An 18,347-nucleotide genomic window follows, 5' to 3' on the forward strand; every position below is an offset into this window, starting at 1 on the left:
TCGTTCATAACGGCGCTCCTCTCCATTGAGCAACTGCGCAGAGCCTTCCGGTCGTTCCTGTCAGGACGCTGTAGCTGACCTGAAAAACTCCTAAGAAGGTTGCAAGGTTGACCAGTCGGCGCCAGCAGATGATGCCGCGTCGGCGAGGGCCTTGCGGGGGTGCTTGCGCTGCCCGGCGGCAGGCCCGTGACTGGGCGTTGCTGTCCGTCGAGCGGCAGGAACGGCTGACCGGGGTGGGCGTACAGTCCGACCAGATGGCTTCGCCGGCCCCGGTGACCGAGCGGGAGCTCGCTGAGGTGCTGATCGACCGGCTGACCGGGGTGGACATCACCACCCTGCATGACGAGTACGGAGCTGCCCTTGAACAGGTCGTGACGGCCAAGTTGGATGGGCTGGGGTGGGCGGATCCTCCCGAGCCGCAGCCGGCCGTCGACCTCATGCAGGCCCTGGAGGACAGCATCCGCCAGGCCCGGCGCGGCGAGCAGTAGCCGGCCAGCCCGGGCAGCCGTGCTCGGTGCGGCCACTGCGGGGGAGGTGGCATCGCCAGTCCGCTGTGGCCAACCGGCTGACGCAGCCGCACCGCTGCCCCGCACCGCGGGGACTGCTGGCTCGTGTCGGCGCGCGTCGTTCGGCGGCACGGCCACCACCCTGGCCGAGGGAGGCGCAGATGTGGCGCGTGACGGCAGGGTTTCCGCTGTCACGCGCCACAGGTTTGCCCGGCTGGGCCTCGCCCGGGTCCGGGCGAGGCCGTCAGGTTAGTGTCGGCGGGCCCAGGCCTTGACAGCGATGGTGCGGCCGTCGTTGTTGCGGAGGGTCGCGGTGTCTCGATCGTTGTTCCAGACGTAGGTGCGGCGGTCCTGGTAGAGGTCGTGGCGGGTGTCGCGGCCGGTGCCGGTGTGGACGCGTACCGACTGCTTGCCAGCCAGGCGTGGCTGCTCCGAAGACAGCCAGCGCATTCGTCCAGTCCATGATCGGAGCGTCGGGGGCCCCGGTGGGCCGTCCGGCGATCAGGCCTCACCAAACGCATTGATCACAAATGAAAACAGCTCCTAGTGGCGCGCTGTTCGTTTCCTGGGGGAATTCTGTGCGTACCCATTGGAATGACTGGGAATCCTTTGTCTTCACCCATAAGTCCGTCCTCGTGCTTGACCCTTTCGCGGCACCCGAGTAGATCTATGGTCCGTTCCGGGTGTTTCGGTCTCCCGCTCACCGGCGGAGACACGAAAGAGAAGGTGGTCATGAGTCGACTGCTGGGTGTGCGCGTGAGCGCGCCGTTCGCGACCGCGAGCCCGGCAGTCCGCGGTGGGCTCGGGGCGGGGGGATTTTCGGTTTCTCCCGCCGGCGCATTCCTGGCACACCATCAGCAAAGGGCGCTCCTGCGGCGGCGGAAGGAGAACTCGGCCGCGACGGTACCAGAAAGCGGCCTCCAGATTCCTTTCGAGGCCCTCCGGCCCTGATTTGAGCCTTCGTCACCCTTCCCCGTCAAAGGAGCCCGATGTCCTCTCCGCACGCCCGCACGCCCGCTGCCGTACCCTCGCGCCGCAACGTCCTCCGCCAAGCCGCCTCGCTGGCCCTCCTCGGCCCCGCGCTGACGGCCCTCGGCAGCACGAGTGCGGCCGCCGCCACCACGAAGGCCAGTCCGTCGCTGGACTTCGAAGGAGTCACGCTCAAGGTCCTCTGCAACACCCCGCACCTGTCCATGTACAACAACTTCCTGTCCCCGGCCTGGCAGCAGTTGACCGGTGGCACGTTGCAGGCGAGGGCCGTCGACTACACCCAGTTGGCGGACATGATCATCCAGGACGTGCAGAGCGGGACCGGCGAATTCGACTGTTTCGACTACTACTACTACATGCTGGGGTCGATCGCTGACGCCGGCGCACTGGTCGACCTGACCAGGTGGATCGCCGCACAGAGCGACCTCGACACCGGTGACTTCCTGAAGTCCGTCTACGACCCGTACACCGTCTACCGGAAGCGGCGCTACGGCCTGCCGTACGACGGCGACCAGCACCTGATTTTCTACAACCAGGAACTCCTGGACACGTACGGGCTGAAGCCCCCGAGGACGTGGGACGGGTACGACGCCGCCGCCAAGACGATCACCGAGGGCGGCGGTGGCGCGTACTACGGGGCCGTCGTGACGGGCCAGCCGGACCCCATGGTGCTGGGCCCCGCTTTCATCAACCGGCTCGTCGGCTACGGCGGCGACCTCGTCGACCGCTCGGGCCGACCGACTCTCACCACGGACGCCGCGCTCGCCGCCGCCCAGCACCTGATCGACATCGCACCGTACGCGCTGCCCACGCCCACCGAGACCGGCTTGGGCACCGCCACCGACGCCTTCATGGCGGGTCAGGCCGCGCTGGTGGAGACCTGGACGGGCGTGGCGCAGAGGGCCGCCGACCCCACGCTGTCGAAGATCGTCGGCAAGTGGGGGGTGACGGCGCTGCCACTCGGCGGGGGCAACACACGCCGCCGCACACCGCTCGATGGGGGCTACGGCCTCGGTGTCTCCGCCGCCTCCAAGAACCGGGATGCGGCGCTGGAGTTCATCAAGTGGGTGACCAGCGCCGACGAGATGCTGCTGGAGACCACCCAGAAGAACAGCGCCATCGACCCCAACCGCACGAGCGTGCTGCACTCCTCCGCGTACGCCGCGAACACGCCGGTCGCCGTCGACCTGATCCGGGCTGGACTCGACGGCACGCCGATGGTCTGGCCGCACGGCCCCGCCGACCCCGACAACCTGCAGCGTCTCGTCGACCAGCTCGCCCTGGCCATCGAGGGCAAGCAAAGCGCCGCCACGGCACTGCAGAACGCGCAGGCAGCCTGGACGTCGTAGGCCGCGGTCCGGCCGCCCGGGCCGCCGACGGCCCGGCTGCCCCTTCGAGCGTCCCGCCCCCGCCGCCCGCTTCACCGTGGTCGATGCGGCTCGCCGCGCGGTCTGCCGGCGAACCTGGGACGCCACCGGCGCGGTCCTGGACGGGGTTGACCTAGAGGCTCCAGACGGCAAGCAACTGCCTCTGATCCTGCTGGACGCCCGCCTGGGCACGAAGTGACCCGCGCCCGGGGCGCTGGCCCGGGCCGCCTCACGCTCGACCACGGACAGCACGAGACCCCGGGACCATGACGACCCGGGGTCTGTGCACTTCGTTGTCCGGCTGGTTGATGGGCGTCGTGTTTCTTGCACTGTGAATGCGTCGTCTGTTTTCACCGCTATGGGGTGGTTGTGGTGGGCAGTTGGTGTTGATGGTGTCGCCGGGTTGTGCCTGGAGCTCCTCCGTGGTCCGCTCGCTCACCCGGGCATCCTTTGTGCTCTTCCCCGACCATGACGGTCCGCAGCAGCTGGTAGAGCGTCAGCAGACCCCCAGCACGTGGGGTGGCACAGCCGCTTGACCGGGTAGGTCTCACAGTGGTCCTCGATGAACCTCGGTTGAGGAAAATCCCCTGCCCACGGCATCCCGGGACGACCGACACGCCAGCCCGGCACAACGACGACGAGAACGAGTCCTGTCCCTGCTCGACGTGGAACCCGACCGCAACTGGCACACCAGAGACATCGCCCGCCACCTCGGCGACATCACCCTCGGCAGCATGCACAGACAACTCGCCCGGTGGTCCCAGGCCGGCCTGATCCACAAGAACGGACCAGCCACTTATACCGCCTCGAAGAAACCGCCAACTCCCTTGCGGGGAAGCCGATAACGCTAACTACCTGGCCTTGGGGGAAGATCCGGTGGCGGTGGGGGAGCTTGCGGATCCGTATACGGATCCGGTCCCTGGTGCGTTCGACCTGGCCTTCTACGGTGGAGGAGCTGGTCCGCAGGTCGCTCAGGGCCAGCTGGAGCGTGCGGTTTCCAAGGGCGGGGAGAGCTTCGCGGGCTGGTACTACGTGGTGACGAGTGGTGAGCATGTCGGGTACGAGTCGTGGCTGGAGCGGGACCGATTGATCTTGCTGGATGCGGATCCCGAGGTGGTGCGGATCGCCTCGCAGCCGTTCTGGCTGCACTGGCATGACGGCCGGCGCAAGCAGCGCCATGCTCCGGACTACTTCGTGCGGTTGGCGGACGGCCGTTGCGGGGTGGTGGATGTCCGGGCAGGGGATCGGATCGACGAGGCGGCTGCGGAGTCGTTCGCGGCGACGGAACGGGCTTGTGCAGCAGTGGGCTGGGAGTTCGCCCGTGTGGGGATCCCGGATCCGATGCTGATGGCGAACATGCGGTGGCTGTAGCGATACCGCAGGAGCCGGTGCGGCCGCCACCAGGATGTCGCGGCTCGGCTGCTGGAGGTCTTCGACGAACCCGTTCCGCTGCTGGCCGGGGCCACCGAGGTGGGTGACCGGCTGCTGGTGCTGCCGGTGCTGTTCCATCTGCTGTGGTCGGGGAGGCTGCCGGCGGGCCGGCGGCCTTGAGTACACCGCCGACTACCGGCACGCCGATCGGGTGGGTCCGGGGGACCCACCCGACTCGTCCCGGTGGAGGTGGGGGAAATCAGAGGGTGCCGGTGCCGTTGGTGTAGGACTTCATGTTGTACGTGCCGAAGCCGTTCTGGACGGGGTCGCCGGTGTTGTTGATGCAGTGGAGGATGCCGCCGCCGCCCGGGCCGTTGAGGCAGACGGTCATCAGGTCGGTGAAGACGACGCCGGGGGCGTCGGGGACCTCATAGGCGCGGTCGGTGTAGATGTCGGCGTTGAGGTTGAAGAAGCAGTAGCTGCCGAGGCCCCAGGCGTGGTGGTCGGTGACGCGGTCGGCGACCTTGTAGGCGGCGTAGCCCTTGGTGGTGCCGTGGACCCAGGCGGTCTGGGTGGGGACGTCGTAGGGATGCTCGTTCTGGAAGAAGTAGGTGCTGCCGTGGTTGCCCTGCCACAGCACCTCGTACTTCTGGTAGTGCTCGACGGCCAGCGCGTACGCGGTGACGTGGTCGCCGTTGACGAGGATGCCGGTGTCGGCCGGGTTGACCGACCAGCCGACGGTGCCGTCCAGGCCGTGATCGGCGCGCCAGAGCCAGAGGTTGTCGCAGATTACGTCGTTGCTGTCGAGCTGGACGCTGACGCCCGCGCCACCGGGCAGGGCGCCGCCGATACGGGCGTAGACGTCGAAGAGCACGGTGGGGTCGGCCGTGTGCCGGAGCCGGCTGGGGCCGTGGCCGACGCGGAGCAGCACGGGAGTGTGGGCCGAGGCGGCCTCGAAGAGCACACCGGCGACGGTGACGCCGTTGACGTCGGCGACCTCCATGACGGTGTTGCCGTGCGTGGACTGCAGCGTGGCCAGGCCGAGGCCGAGGACGACGGTACCGGGGCGGGTGACGCGCAGGGGCGAGGAGACGGGGTAGATGCCGGGGGTGATCAGGAGGTGCTTGCCGCGGGCGAGGGCCTGGTTGATGGTGGCGGCGGAGTCGCCGGGCCGGGCCACGTGGAAGTGGGACAGCGGGATGCTGTGGCCCTTGGCCCGCCCATGGGCCCAGGTGGTGCCGGTGCTGTCACGGCGGAGCGCGGGCACGAAGACCTGGTAGGAGCCGTGGCGGTCCACGGTCAGGAACGGCTTCTCCCGCACCACTGGGGTCCGGTCGACGGTGGTGTAGGGAGGTGTGGGGAAGGACTGGGCGGGAGCACCCTGGACGCCGACGAAGACCATGTTCCAGTTGGCGCCGGCCCAGCTGCCGAAGGTGTCGTTACGCGACAGCCACTGCTGCTGCGAGCCCGACTCCACCTGGCCGTCCACCACGCTGTCGGCCAGGAATCCGCCGCTGGACCACTGGTTGCCGGGCGGGCTCGGCCACAGGGTCATGTTTCCCTTGACGTGGACGCGGCGCATCGGGCCGGCCTGGGCGACCGCCCACCGCTCCAGCCCGTCGGGCGGCGCGATGCTCAGGTTCTCGGCGGCCCGCCAGAAGTTCTGCGTGCCGTTGCCGTCCAGCCATTGGGCGTCGACCGTGACGTGACCGTTGATCACGACGTCGTCGGGGCTGTCGCCGAGCCCGAGGACGTGGGTGTAGAACCCGACGTTGATGTCGACGTTGTAGGTGCCCGGCATGAAGGCCAGGGCGTATCGCTCGGTGCCAAACTGGTTGGACTGCTGGGTGGCGAACACGGCGTCGACCTGGGCCTGGATCGCCGCATCGCCCATGGACGGCTCGAAGACCAGGACGTTCGGACCGAGACCGGCGGCGCCGTGGCCGTGCGAGGACGTGGCGGATGCGGGCGACGACGCAAAGGCTGATCCTGCAGAGATGCCGCCGACCAGCGGCACCGCGGCGGCAACAGCCGCCCCGCGGAGCATGGCACGGCGAGTGGGAATAACGGACACGGCTCTCCCTGGACGTGGTGGATGGGGGACCGCGGCTGGTCCTCAACCGCAAGAGAGCGCTCTCAGTCACGAAGTGAATCATCGCGGGTATGCAGCGTCAATAAGCGTGCAGCGGCAATAAGACGGCGTCCCACACGCTAAGTTGACCGGCTGGCCGGTTCTGCCAGGTCGGGGCCGGTGCGGGGCCGCGCGGCCCGGTGCGGGACACTGGGCCCGGGTCGGGGCCGGCCCTCTGCACTGTGGGGCAGCGGGTCCATGGCGGCCCGTACGGGAGGTCCGCTGTGACGAATGACGAGCCGGCCGGGGCCGGGAGCGGCGGGCTCTCCGCGGTGAACGGGCTCATCGACGCCGCCGCCCACGGAGGGCGGGAGCTGGCCCCGCCGGGAACTCACCACGACATTCCGGGCCTGTTTGCGCATCGCGCGTTCGCGATGCGCGTCACCGGCTCCAGTGCTGCGCCTCGCGAACGCGGCGCGCGCATTGCGCGCACGGTGATCTGCCGACCCCTTGTCGTCCTGCACCTTGACCCCGACGGGTTGCACCTGTCCACAAGCCCGCGCCGCCCCCGGTCTCACTTCGGTTTGCCCAGGCCGGTGTAGTGGTGGGTAGTGCACTGCCGGCGGCTTTGGGGACTTCGCGGAGCACGGCCCGGACGGCGGCGATGAGCTGGGTGACGGTGTCCTGGATGGCGACCGCGCCGTCCAGCACGGTGGAATCCAGCGCCCCAGCGCACGGCGGTGCTTGCCCTTCAGCACGCAGGTGGCCTTCACGACCTCGCGCACAGTCTTGAATACCCGGTCGGGCGGGCGGAACGGGCCAGGTAACGGGGAAGGAGGGCCAGCAGCGACGGGTCGAAGGCCATGTCGTGCAGGCCCAGCCCGAAAGCGGCCATCCACCGCAGGTCGCCCCGTAGTTCCTGGACCGTCTCGAAGTCCGACAGGCCTTGCAGGGCCTGCAGCGTGATCGCCGCGGCGAGGATCTGCGGCGGCACGCTCGGCCGCCCGTTCGCCGACGGATACATGTCCGCGAACATCCGACCCTGAAAACAGCCGCCCCCGATACTTCGCCAGGAACGCGAACACGCTCCCGGCCGGGACCAGATCCCGGCACGCCTCCCACACGTCCGGCCCGACGGTCTCGCCGACCCACTCGGCCCATTGCCCTACAACGAGTCTGGTCCTGCCGCTCACGCGGCAGGACCAAAACCCAAGATCTTCACTCTCGGCCGCATCGTGGCCATCGGCGCATGTACGGTACGGCCAACACCTAAGAAGGGGCGGTTTCGTGAGCAGCGCACACCGCAACGAAGTGGGCCGGGAGCAGGTGCTGGCCCATCGGGTGGCGGTTCATGGGTTCGACCGCTCCTCGCCCGCGCCGGAGGTGCTCGTCCTGGGGGTGCAGGACACGCCGTACGGCTCGGCCCGGTCGGCGCTTGCCGCCCGGGGTGCTTCCGCCGACGGGCTGGATCTCGTGTGGTCGTTCCGTGGCGCGCCCCATCTGCACCGGCGTGCGGACCTCCCGGCTCTCGCCGCCGCCCTCTGGCCGGTCGACGACGCGGATGCGACGGCGCGGATCAACACCGCTGTGATCAAGGAGGGGGCGAAGCTCGGAATCGAGGCCTTCCGTGGTACCGCCGGGGCATTCCGCGAGGTGGTGACCGCGCCGATGGCCAAGGGTGAGGTCAGCGCCGCGGTCAGCGCGTCGGTGCCGGAGTCACTGACGTACTGGTGCGACCCGTGCGGTGCGCAGCACATCTCCGGGCTGCTCTTCCAGCAGGCTGGACTGTTCGGCGCGATCCGGGTGGGCACGGAAGGGGGCAGGACCGTCCTTGCTCCCCTGGAGCAGGGCTTTCCCGTGCCGGTCGCGGCGACGGGCACCGCCGAGCTGGTGCGGGCCTATCTGCGCTTCCTCGGTCCCGCCGCACCCGCCGAGGTGGCGAAATACCTGGGTGTCAAGCAGACCGTCGTCAAGGCGGTGTGGCCGGACGATCTGGCCGAGGTATGGGCGGAGGGGAAGAAGGCCTGGCTGCCCGCCTCCGAACTGGACGCGATGCTTTCGGCGAAGAGCCAGGATCTCGTACGTCTGCTTCCTCCGGGCGATCCGTTCCTGCAGGCGCGGGACCGCGGGCTGCTCGTGCCCGACAAGAACCGCGAGAAGGAGGTCTGGCGGGCGATCGGCGGCCCGGGCGCCCTCCTGGTGGGCTCCGAGATCGCCGGAATCTGGCGCGCCAAGGCCGCCGGACGCAAGCTCGACATCACCGTCACGCCGTTCGGGCCACTGTCCGGTGGCGTCCGCAAGGCCCTGGGATGCGAGGCCGACACCGTGGCCTCGACCCGTGGTGCGGCCGAGGCCAGGCTGCACTTCGCTTAGTTGGTGGACTCGTCGCTGCTCAGTTGGTTGCAGGCTTCCTTGACGGCGCGCTCCCACTTCCAGGCCGGCTCGTTGTGTCGTTCTGCGAGTTCGGCGGCGACGCCGCGGCGGTAGCCGTTCTCGCGCAGGTAGGCGAGAGCGGTGTTGATGCGCTGCTCGGTGTGGGGCTTGCGGTCGCGGTGCTGGGGGCCGGCCGGGCGTCCGGCGGTGCCGGTGTTGTCGCCGGTGCGTTTGCGGTCGAAGTCCTGAAGGTCGCCGCGGTGGAAGGCGGGGATCTGCCGTCCGGTGGGGCCCTGCACGGTGCCGACCGGGGCCGGGAAGTAGCCGGGGTTGGCGCCCAGGTACTTGCGGATGACTCCGGGGCCGGCGAAGTTGAACCATTCCGCGGCCTGGTTGATGGAGATCCGGTCGTCGACGTCGCCCTCGTACAGCGCTGGGTCGGTGGGGAGTATCTTCTTCTTGCGCTTCTGCAGGCCGGTGTGGAAGGCCTCGAACTGCTCCTTGTCGTAGAAGTCGACCCGCTCGATCGTCACCGCCTTGTCCGGGTGGCGCGCGACAGGCTTGGGCTTGCCGGCGGCGTCCCTCTCGACGTTGGCGGGAACCTCGTCGCGTTTGGCGTACCAGAGACCGACGGTGACGCGACTGGCCCCGGTGTGCTCGACCATCCAGTCGCGGTTGACCACGGGACGGCCGTTGAAGATGCGGACCTGGGGGTTCGGGTGCTTGGCCATGGTGGGGGACCTCCGGAGAGTCTGTAGGTGCGGACTGCTCGTACGGGCGGGCGAGCTGCCCGTATCGTGGAGGCACTCCTTCCTTGGTGGGTTGGAGTACCGATGGCCGGTGAGACCTTCGGTCGGGGTTGCCGCCCCGGGCCGACACCTCCTTGGAGGTGCCTCTCTCCGGCCATCAATGCGTGTGCCCGCCGGCCTCGCAACCGACAGTCATAATAATGCGTTATCCGTGTACCGGTGCCAACCCGCGGCACCGCCCGGCAGCGCACGCTCCGCAAGGCCGGACCCTTGGCGTGCTCACCCCGCGGGCCCAGATGATGCGCTGGACCCGGTCACCGACCAGGTGCCGGCGGCTGAGCGCGCTGGAACGCGGTCAGCGCGTCGGTGATGCGGTCGGCCACAACGTGACTGGGCACCGTCGTGGCGCGTAGCTCTCGGCAATGACCTGGCTTTTTGCCGGTACCGACAGGGAGCCACTGGCCGCATTGCACTCGGTCTGTGAGGGGCGGGCGCTGACGCCTGCCCTTCCGCGGGCGTGAGTTGGCCCCCACCGCGGGCTCGATGCGATGGGGGCCTTGCCGTCCCTTCGGGGGTGTCCTCGACCAGGACAGGGTCGGCGGTCTAGGGGTGGCGTCGGCCGCACTTGGCGGGGTTGACGTGGAGGATAGCGGGCGTCCGGGCCGGAGTTGCTGCGACCCAGCGGACGATGCCGTTGTTGGTGTAGTGGTCGCAGCGGGCTCAGGTGCCGGCGGTGCGTTCCCGAAATCCTCGAGACGACGACTGTGCCCGTCGGGCAGATCGGAGACCTCGGCGGCCTCGGCAGTCCCGCCGCCGTCCGGGCTGCCTTCCACCGGCACGTCGGCACCTCGCCCCAGGAGTACCGGACCCCTTTCCGACACCAGATTGCCCCGACGAACACGGCATCGTGACCGCCGATGTAGCAACTGCGCCCGCTGCCGCGGTTGCCCGCCTCAGCCGTCCGCGTCGCCGCTCTGCATGCTGCTCAGCTTGAGGTTGGAAAAGGCTGCGTGATTGATTAACAGCCACCGATCAGGCAGCAACAGCACGGCGGCCGCCGGCCCGGACACCAGAGGGGCCAACCACTCGTACCGCCAGTTCAACCCCCTTGGTGGAATCCAGGTCGAGCAGCCACGCACCGACGAGCACCGCGCACAGCTGCCTTGGGACCCAGGTCAGCCCGATGGTCTGGTGAGGCGGCTGCTGCTGGACGGCGTCATTCGCAACGGGGCCGCCGCCGTGCGGGGCCGCGCGGCGACATCCGGATCGGTCACCGAATACTGCGGTGCCGCGCCGGTGTGAGGTCAGTCGGCCAGCAGTTCCTTGAGGGCGGAATCGATGAACGCGATGTCGACCGGGTTGGCGCCGCCACCGGCGAAGTGGCCCCAGACACCCGGAATCACGCGCACCTCGCCGTGAGGAATGAACTGTGACGCCCACTCCTCGTCCTCCGGAGGGAAGTACAGGTCCTTTTCGCCCGGCATGGCCAGTGTCTTGGCCTTGATGGCGGCCAGTGCGGCCTTGGTGTCCCCGTCGAAGCCCGGGGTCTTGCCGACATCGGCCTGCTGCCAGGTCCACAGCATCGTCAGGAGGTTGTTGGCATCGAGGCCGTTGAGGAAGAAGCCTTCCCAGAAGCCGATGAGGAAGTCCTCGAGCGAGGAGTATCCGAGCTGCTTGTAGAGTTGCTGCCAGTAGAACGCCTGGGAGAAACCCCACCCCGCGTATACTCGGCCGGCCGCACGCAGCCCCTTCGTCGGCTGAACGTCGTACCAACCGCCGCGGAAGGCTTCGTCTGCCGTCAGAGCGGCCTTGACACCTTCGAGGAAGACGAAGTTGTGCTCGCTGGTGACCGTGGAACCGCAGAAGGGCGCGATCCGCTTGACCATGTCCGGGTACGCGACACCCCACTGGTAGGTCTGGCCGGCGCCCATCGACCATCCGGTCACCATCGGCAGCTTTTCGATACCGAACTGCTCGGTCACCAGCCGGTGCTGGGCGCGCACGTTGTCGTACATGGTGACGTCGGGGAAGCGGGCCCGGTCGTAGGGTGCCGGGGTGTTGCTCGGTGAGCTGGAGAGGCCGTTGCCGAACATGTCCGGGACGATGATGAAGTACGTGGAGGGGTCCAGAGCCATGCCTTCACCGATCAGCCACTCGTTGTCCCAGTGGCGCCCCGAGTAATAGGTGGGGAAGACGATCGCGTTGTTCTTGTCGTCAGCAAGGGTGCCGTAGGTCTGATAGGCCAGTTTCGCGCCGCGGAGGGTCGCCCCGTGCTGGAAGGTGAAGTCACCCAGGTCAAAGACGTGGTAATCCGTCATAGGGAGGAACTCCTCATCATCCGCTGTGCTCGGCGCTGACCCTTCGACCTGTTGTTGGTCTGCGTCCCGACCCCCAACAGGTGTTGCAGGCATCGATGCGACAAGGTCGAAGAGGCACTCGGGGCAGGTCCTTATGGCCGAGCGCAGCACACCTGTATGAACGTGGTACCGGAACCCGACAGTGGTTCCTGCTTCCTGCGGCTTCGCCAGGTCGCTCGTCCGCCACATGGGCAGTTCACTACGGCAACATTCCACCTCCATTATGCATGAATGGGCGTTTTATTAACAATGTGACATTCTGGTTTATTACTAAGCGGATGCTGCCCATATGTCGGTCATGATGCTCGGGGCCTGCCTTTTTGCCGCTGTGAACACGTAAGCACCGCACCGGCGCGGAGGTCCGCTGAGGTGCGACGCGTCGGCACCGGTCCGTCGAACTTCGCCGCCGACCGGGTATCCCCGACGTCCTGCGGGAAGCTCTGGGCGGCCTGCGAGGTCACCGTCACGGCGTCCTGCCCGAGGGTCCAGCCCGGACGGGGGAAGAAGGTTCTTCGCACCTGTCCTGAAGTTCCCCCCCTGATCATTGACCCTGGGATTCGGCTAAATCAGATACCTGCGGTCTGTGCATCGCAATGCGTAGGTCTGCGGTATACAGCACGTGCTCGATCTCTATCACATCGCTGTGACCTGTGGTTTTGTGGGGGCGTATGCCACTAGCTCGGATTGGCCCGCAGTGCAGATAGCTGGTGGCCGCGAGGAAGGGACAGCCGACGGCGACGCCGGACAGCACCAGCCGCGTGGGGGGCCGGCCGTCCTCGGCACTGTCCGAGGAGGAAGGCCAGGACCATCGCACCGATGGCGCCGACATCGGCTGCGGTTAATAGCCCCCACGGCGCCGGTATCCGCCGCCGGCCGCCGCCATCCTGCTGCCCACAAGGCGTCGGGGCAGAGAGCGTTCGCCGTAGGGCGGCAGGATCCGGCGGAAGCGCTGGACGCCGCGGATGCTCGAGCAGCTGTCGCCGGCTGATGCCGTCGAAGCTCCTGGGGGAGTGGCGTACCGGGACCGGGTGACCGGTACGCGGCAGCAACCGGTGATCACACTGTCGATTACGTACCCGCGTAGTGGATCGGCCATCGACCCCTGGCCGGCCAGCAGCAGGCCGTACGAAGACCTCGACACATGCGTGCGATCGCCGCCCACGAGCCGGATCCGGCGACGGTGCTGGGAAGCACCAACGACCTGCTCATCGCCATGGACGTCACGTCCTTCGCCAGTTGTACCTTCCTGCGATTCGACCCCCAGGACGGCAAGGTCGTCGGTGCCAGTGGCCCAGGCCCTCCACGACGGGAAGCCCCTCGAGGCGATCGCGGACGAGGTACTGCACGCCGCTCTCGCGGTGGACCACGTCGACGACGTAGCCGCGCTCCTTGTCCGGCGCGCATGAGCCGGCCCCTCCGCGAGGAGTTCGTCGTGAAATCGACACGACGTTATCGCCGGATGCCCCGGTACCGGGCCTGCCCCAGGTCATCCAGCAGCTCTCCCAGGCCGGTGCGAGGGCCGCGTAATCCTGTTGCGGCTGGACCCGCAGGTGGGAAACCTGCGGGTCCGCACGATCCGGATCCGCGCGCGCGGGACCTGAACCACTTGTGCGGCGGGCCACCCCGGGAGGGGCGACCCGCCGCACAAGTGGTTCAGGTCCCGCGTGTGAGTGGCCGGCTCTCGGTCAGCGGAGACCGAAGGCCCGGATCACGGTCTGTGTGACCGCGTTGCCGGCACTGTCGTGGGCGTGAGCCCGCAGCGAGACGAACTGGGCCTTCTTCGGAGCGGACAGCCCGAACCGGCCGTCGTCACCGCTGGTGATCTCTCGCCAGGTGTGTCCGTCGTCGTAGGACACCTCCAAAGTGACCGCCGACAGGGAGCCGGCGCCCGCGGCGTGGGCGAGGTGGGCGACGGACGCCGCCAGTGTCGCGTTCTTGGCGGCCTTGCCCGCCGCGTCCGTGTCGACGCCGTAGTTGATCTGCATGAGCGGCAGGACCGCCTGCTCGTCCCCCGCCGGGGCCTGGGAGGTGAAGTCCCATTCGGTGTGCGTGGTGGAGGAGTACGGGCTCACCGTGCTGTCCCGGCTGGCGTCCAGGACGAGACGGTACGGCAGCTTGCCGGCGCCGGGTGCGTCAGCGTGCACCTCAGTGTTGGCCGAGTTCTGGGCCAGTTGGGTGTCACCCTGGTAGAGCGTGAGGGTGTGATGCATGCGCTGGTAGTCCATGGACATGCCGACGTGGTCCGAGCCGCCGCCCCAGGCGGGGACGTCGAGGACCAGGTGGCTCCCGCTGCGGGTGGGCGACTTGTAGTTGTTGTTCAGGTACGGGCGCTCGATGGGCTTGAACCACTCCTGCGTCTGCGTGCTGCCCGCCCGGTACGTGGTGCGCGGCTCGATCTCGTAGAGCAGACCGTCGACGTACGCCTCCTGGCCCCAGGAGTACGCGGGCTGAGTGGAGACCCAGTCGACCCGCTGTGAGTTCACCGGCTCCGACATGGGCACACCGATCCCCCACCTCGGGTTGTAGACCGGCCAGTCGTAGCGGAACTCGCCGCCGCCCAGGGTCGGGTCGGGGCTGTCGAAGGTGATGTTCACCCGCGCAAGGTTCTCCGGTCCGCCCTGGACGACCAGGTTATCCGGGATCTCGTTGTGCCACGTCCACATCAAGTCGTACACGTAAGGGCTGACCGGCTGCGAGTCCACCGAGAGCACCGCCCCGTGATCGGAGGCCTGGCCGAAGAGCTTCTCGCCCTCGTCCGTGCTCAACAGCGTGACGTCGATTCGGGCGGGGGTCCCCGTCCACGGCGTCTTGCTGTAGCTCCGGAACCCTCGCCCGGGTGTGTTGTTCACGACCAGCAGGAGCTTGGCGCCCGCCTCGATCGCCGCGGCGGCCTGGTCGGCGTCGCTGATCGTGTCGTTGCGGCGGACGACCACCGCCTTGCCCCGCGCGTCCACACCTGCGTAGTCCGCGCTCGTGCCGTCGCCGGCGGCCACGAGCGGGAGCCTGTAGTGACCCTGGGACAGCGGGGTGACGTCCCGTTGCCGGAAGGCGTCTGTGAACTCGGTGGTCTTGGTGGCGATGGCGAGTGCCGGCTGCTCCTTGCGCCAGCGGGCGCCGAGGTCGAAGTCGCCGTGGGTCACCTTGTGCGTGGTGGGCTGGGCCCACAGGCTGTCGTAGTTGGTCTGGGTCTCCTGGTAGTCGCGCCAAAGCTGACCGCCCATCGAGCGGGTGTACTCCAGGCGCTGGTAGGTCGCCTCGGTCCGCTGCGGCGTGGTCATGTCGATCCGCTCGATCTTCGCGGCGTCCAGGGTGACCGTGGCGTCGTGGTCTATCACGACATCGGGGTCACCGAGCAGCGCCATCCCCATCGAGTGCGGGCCGTGGACACCCTGCACGTCCTTCCACTCCAGCACCGAGTAGACGTCGTCCGGGAGGTAGCCCTCCGCCGTGCCGGTCTCGTCGACGATCCACTCCTGGGGCGCGTCGTCGCCGGACCGCAGCACCTCGACGACCCCTGACATCGGCTTTCCGTGTGCGTCCTTGAGGACCACGGTCAGCTTGTGCGCGAGGTCGCCCAGCGACACGGCCGTGTGGGTGACGACCTTCCCCGCCGTGTCGGCCGCGACGACCTGGCCGGTCCAGCGGCCTTTCCCTGTCGCCGTGGAGCCGTCGATGGTGACCGTGACCTCGGCGGTGCCGTGCGCCGGCACGACAACCTGGGGGGCGGACAACTGGAACATTCCCGCAGGGGCGTCCGGGGCCTTCACGGACAGGTCGAGGGTGACCGGCACGTCGCCCATGTTGGTGTACGTGACCGGGCGTTTCACCGCGCCGGACCCGTCGGCCGGCACCGCGAACGCGGTCGCGGAGGCGAAGACGTCGGCGCTCAGCGCCGACGGGACGTCCACCCGGCCGCTGCCCGCCGCGAAGGCGCTCCACGCGGGCAGCTGCTTCGAACTGCTCACCAGCAGGTCCTTCAACTGGGAGCCGGTCAGCTCGGGGTGCGCGGCCGCGAGCAGGGCCGCGGCGCCCGCGACATGCGGGGTGGCCTGAGAGGTCCCGCTGAACGTCAGGTAGCTGCCCTCGCCAAACTGCGCGTATTGGGAGCGTGCCGCCAGCACGTCGACGCCGGGCGCGCTGATCTCCGGCTTGAGCGCGCCGTCGACGCGCGGGCCCTGGCTGGAGAACCAGGCGACGTCGTCCGCCGAGTCGACAGCCCCCACGGTCAGGGCGGCGTCAGCCGCGCCCGGGCCGCCAATGCTGTGGTCCGTACCGGCGTTGCCCGCCGCGACCACGAACAGGGCCCCGGTCTCGGCGCTCAGGCGGTCGACCGCCGCGCTGAGGGGGTCGGTGCCGTCGGACGGGACCGGGGAGCCCAGGCTCATGTTGATGACGTCCGCGTGCTGGTCCACCGCGGCCCACTCCATGCCGGCCAGCACCCAGGATTCCTCGCCGGAACCCGCGTCGGAAAGCACCTTGCCGATGTGCAGTCGCGCGCCGGGGGCGACGCCCTTCTCCTTGCCGTCCGACGCGGCCCCCGTGCCGGCGATGGTGGACGCGACATGGGTGCCGTGCCCATGGCGGTCCGTCACGTCCTCGTCCGGGACGAAGCTCTGCGAGGCCGCTATCTGGCCGGCCAGGTCAGGGTGTTCGGCGTCGACGCCGGTGTCCAGGACGGCGACGTCCACGCCCTGCCCGGTGTCACCGGCCTCCCACGCCTGCGGCGCGCCGATCTGGGAGGTGGACTCGGCGAGGTCCACCTTCACGACCCCGTCGAGCCAGATGCGGGCGATACCCTCGCCGAAGGCCGGCGTGCCGGACGGGGACGCGGCTGCCGCAGTCCTCGAGCCCGACGCCGGCGTGGAGGTGACGGCCCGCCAGAAGTCGGCCGACTGGTCCCGGTCCTCGGCCAGCGCGGCACCCTGGACGCTGCCGAGGGCCCTGACCCGGGTGGCGCCCTTGGGGGTTGCGGAACGCAGCCCTGAGGCGGCCTTGTTGCCGTACGAGACGATCAGCGGCAACTGGTCGCGATGCGCGTCGTCGTAGCCGTTCGCGACGAGCTCGCTGATGTTGAACAGGCGCTTGTCCAGCGTGCCCGCCGCCACGTAGGGGAGAACGGAGTCGGGATAGACGTACAGGTTGCCGTTCGACTCCGTGATGCGCGCCTGGGCTTGTGTCCCGGCGGGACCACGCACATCGACGGTTCCGCGGCCAGCGCTGGACTGCCGTGTGACAACGACGTCACCCGTGATCAGGGTGACCGAGTGGGTGCCCGGTGGCACGTTGCGCTGCGCGGCGGGAGCGGCGGAGTCGGTGGCCGCGGATGCCGCGGCGTGGGCGGCGGACAGAGCGGCGGGTTGTGCCAACGACAGGAGAGCGGCGCCGGCGACGGCGAACACACTCCAGCGTCTCGGTGATATTCTCAAGGGATTACCATCTGTTGAGTGAGAACGGAATTGCTCTGCTGGGGTGGTCCCAGCGGGGCGATGATGGGCGAGGTGTCGGACCAGCGGGCAGTCCCGTTGATCGCGATGCCAGCGGCGATTTCGCGATCGCAGCTGGCACTGCCGGCGGTCTAAGTGGCACCAGTGCAGATTCTCGGTCGAAGCGGCCTGATCAACGAATACTTGGCGTGGCTGATCAGAGTTAAGGCTTGTGGCCGTGAGATGTCTAGATCAAACTCTTGTCCGATATCGCCAGCTGGCGAATCGCGCCATTACCGGCCCGACCGCCCGCCGGGCGATGACTGAGCCTTTTCCAACCTGAGCCCGGGGCACGGTTGTTGGCGCGGTTGAGCTGTACGAAGAGGTGAAGCTCCTGGTAGACGGGTTCACGACCAAGATCACCCGTGGGCTACCAGGAGCTTCGTCGTGCTGGTCCACCGGTCCGCGATCGACCTGTCCAGTGCCGCCCTGCGGCTGCTGTCCCGTCACCTTGCCGCGCGGCGTCGACTGCTGGGGACCCGCTGGCGCAAGCTGCCGACGGGACGTCAGGCTCTGCTCGCCCTAGCGCACTTGCGGTGCGGCGACACCTACGCGCGCCTGGCTGCGGCGTTCCACGTGGGTGTGGGGACCGCGTACCGCTACGTGACGGAGGCAGTCGACGTGCTCGCCGCGCTCGCTCGACCCTTGACCAGGCGATGGAGGCTGCGCGGTCGAAGGCATTCGTCATCCTGGACGGCACGCTGCTGCCCATGGACCGGATCGCGGCCGACCGCCCGTACTGCTCGGGCAAGCACAAGAAGCACGCGATGAACGTGCAGGTGCTCACCGACCCCTTCGGGAAGCTGCTGTGGGCCTCGCCGGCAATGCCGGGCGCGGTCCACGACATCCGGGCCGCCCGCACCCACGGCATCATCGCCGCCCTCGCCGAGGCCGACGTCAAGTGCTGGGCCGATAAGGGATACCAGGGTGCCAGCGGAACCGTCCGCGTCCACGTCCCGCCGGCCGAATACGAAGCCACCCGCGATCTTGGTGGTTAATTCGGGGCTGGGTCGATGGGTCCCCTGGCGCTGCTGTAGTGGATCATGGTCCTGCGGTGGGCGTGCCGTGTACTGCCGCAGA

Annotated in this window: 12 protein-coding genes and 1 pseudogene; 7 read left to right on the forward strand and 6 right to left on the reverse strand. The window is 68.6% G+C overall.

Features of this window, described 5'->3' with window-relative positions:
* Positions 1–254 precede the first annotated feature (254 nt).
* A complete protein-coding gene (locus EFK10_RS09415) occupies positions 255–488 on the forward strand; it encodes a Ku family protein (RefSeq protein WP_127355280.1) in 234 nt (77 codons plus the stop codon).
* Positions 489–755: 267 nt separating this feature from the next.
* Here EFK10_RS09415 and EFK10_RS09420 read toward each other — a convergent pair whose 3' ends face one another.
* On the reverse strand, positions 756–956 hold the full coding sequence (locus EFK10_RS09420) for a lamin tail domain-containing protein (protein WP_407647037.1): 201 nt from the start codon (positions 954–956) through the stop codon (positions 756–758).
* 539 nt (positions 957–1,495) lie between these two features.
* On the opposite strand from EFK10_RS09420, the gene EFK10_RS09425 reads away from it, so the two are divergent.
* Together EFK10_RS09425 and EFK10_RS09430 are read left to right on the forward strand one after the other, a co-directional pair.
* Positions 1,496–2,845, forward strand: coding sequence for an ABC transporter substrate-binding protein (locus EFK10_RS09425; protein ID WP_127355281.1), 1,350 nt, complete (start codon positions 1,496–1,498; stop codon positions 2,843–2,845).
* An 894-nt stretch (positions 2,846–3,739) separates the two neighbouring features.
* The gene (locus EFK10_RS09430; RefSeq protein WP_322973302.1) at positions 3,740–4,234 is read left to right on the forward strand and encodes a TnsA-like heteromeric transposase endonuclease subunit; all 495 of its coding nucleotides are present in this window, start codon (positions 3,740–3,742) and stop codon (positions 4,232–4,234) included.
* Between the two features lie 259 nt (positions 4,235–4,493).
* Here the strand turns inward: EFK10_RS09430 and EFK10_RS09435 are convergent, their stop codons facing one another.
* The gene (locus EFK10_RS09435; RefSeq protein ID WP_127355287.1) at positions 4,494–6,281 is read right to left on the reverse strand and encodes an adenylyl cyclase; all 1,788 of its coding nucleotides are present in this window, start codon (positions 6,279–6,281) and stop codon (positions 4,494–4,496) included.
* A gap of 793 nt (positions 6,282–7,074) precedes the next feature.
* The gene (locus EFK10_RS49790) at positions 7,075–7,329 is read right to left on the reverse strand and encodes a transposase (RefSeq protein WP_240677102.1); all 255 of its coding nucleotides are present in this window, start codon (positions 7,327–7,329) and stop codon (positions 7,075–7,077) included.
* 263 nt (positions 7,330–7,592) lie between these two features.
* Here EFK10_RS49790 and EFK10_RS09445 point away from each other — a divergent pair, with 263 nt between their 5' ends.
* Positions 7,593–8,678: a DNA glycosylase AlkZ-like family protein gene (locus EFK10_RS09445; RefSeq protein WP_127355282.1), complete on the forward strand. Its 1,086-nt coding sequence runs from the start codon at positions 7,593–7,595 to the stop codon at positions 8,676–8,678.
* Here the strand turns inward: EFK10_RS09445 and EFK10_RS09450 are convergent.
* The gene (locus EFK10_RS09450) at positions 8,675–9,409 is read right to left on the reverse strand and encodes a hypothetical protein (RefSeq protein WP_127355283.1); all 735 of its coding nucleotides are present in this window, start codon (positions 9,407–9,409) and stop codon (positions 8,675–8,677) included. The genes EFK10_RS09445 and EFK10_RS09450 overlap by 4 nt on opposite strands.
* Positions 9,410–10,441: 1,032 nt before the next feature.
* On the opposite strand from EFK10_RS09450, the gene EFK10_RS09455 reads away from it, so the two are divergent.
* Positions 10,442–10,729 carry a hypothetical protein gene (locus EFK10_RS09455; protein WP_127355284.1) on the forward strand — a complete coding sequence of 96 codons (288 nt, stop codon included), beginning with the start codon at positions 10,442–10,444 and terminating at the stop codon, positions 10,727–10,729.
* 2 nt (positions 10,730–10,731) lie between these two features.
* Here EFK10_RS09455 and EFK10_RS09460 read toward each other — a convergent pair whose 3' ends face one another.
* Entirely contained in the window at positions 10,732–11,745 is a 1,014-nt protein-coding gene (locus tag EFK10_RS09460; protein ID WP_127355285.1) for an alpha/beta fold hydrolase, read from the reverse strand.
* A gap of 1,319 nt (positions 11,746–13,064) precedes the next feature.
* Between EFK10_RS09460 and EFK10_RS51955 the strand changes: the two genes are divergently transcribed.
* On the forward strand, positions 13,065–13,190 hold the full coding sequence (locus tag EFK10_RS51955) for a hypothetical protein (protein ID WP_265737485.1): 126 nt from the start codon (positions 13,065–13,067) through the stop codon (positions 13,188–13,190).
* 279 nt (positions 13,191–13,469) lie between these two features.
* Here the strand turns inward: EFK10_RS51955 and EFK10_RS09470 are convergent, their stop codons facing one another.
* Positions 13,470–17,210, reverse strand: coding sequence for a S8 family peptidase (locus tag EFK10_RS09470; RefSeq protein ID WP_164835898.1), 3,741 nt, complete (start codon positions 17,208–17,210; stop codon positions 13,470–13,472).
* 444 nt (positions 17,211–17,654) lie between these two features.
* Here EFK10_RS09470 and EFK10_RS09475 point away from each other — a divergent pair.
* A pseudogene (locus tag EFK10_RS09475) lies at positions 17,655–18,217 on the forward strand (transposase family protein); the annotation flags it as partial.
* Between the last annotated feature and the right edge of the window lie 130 nt (positions 18,218–18,347).

It is taken from the genome of Streptomyces soli, from assembly GCF_003999195.1.
Classification (GTDB): Bacteria; Actinomycetota; Actinomycetes; order Streptomycetales; family Streptomycetaceae; genus Actinacidiphila; species Actinacidiphila soli.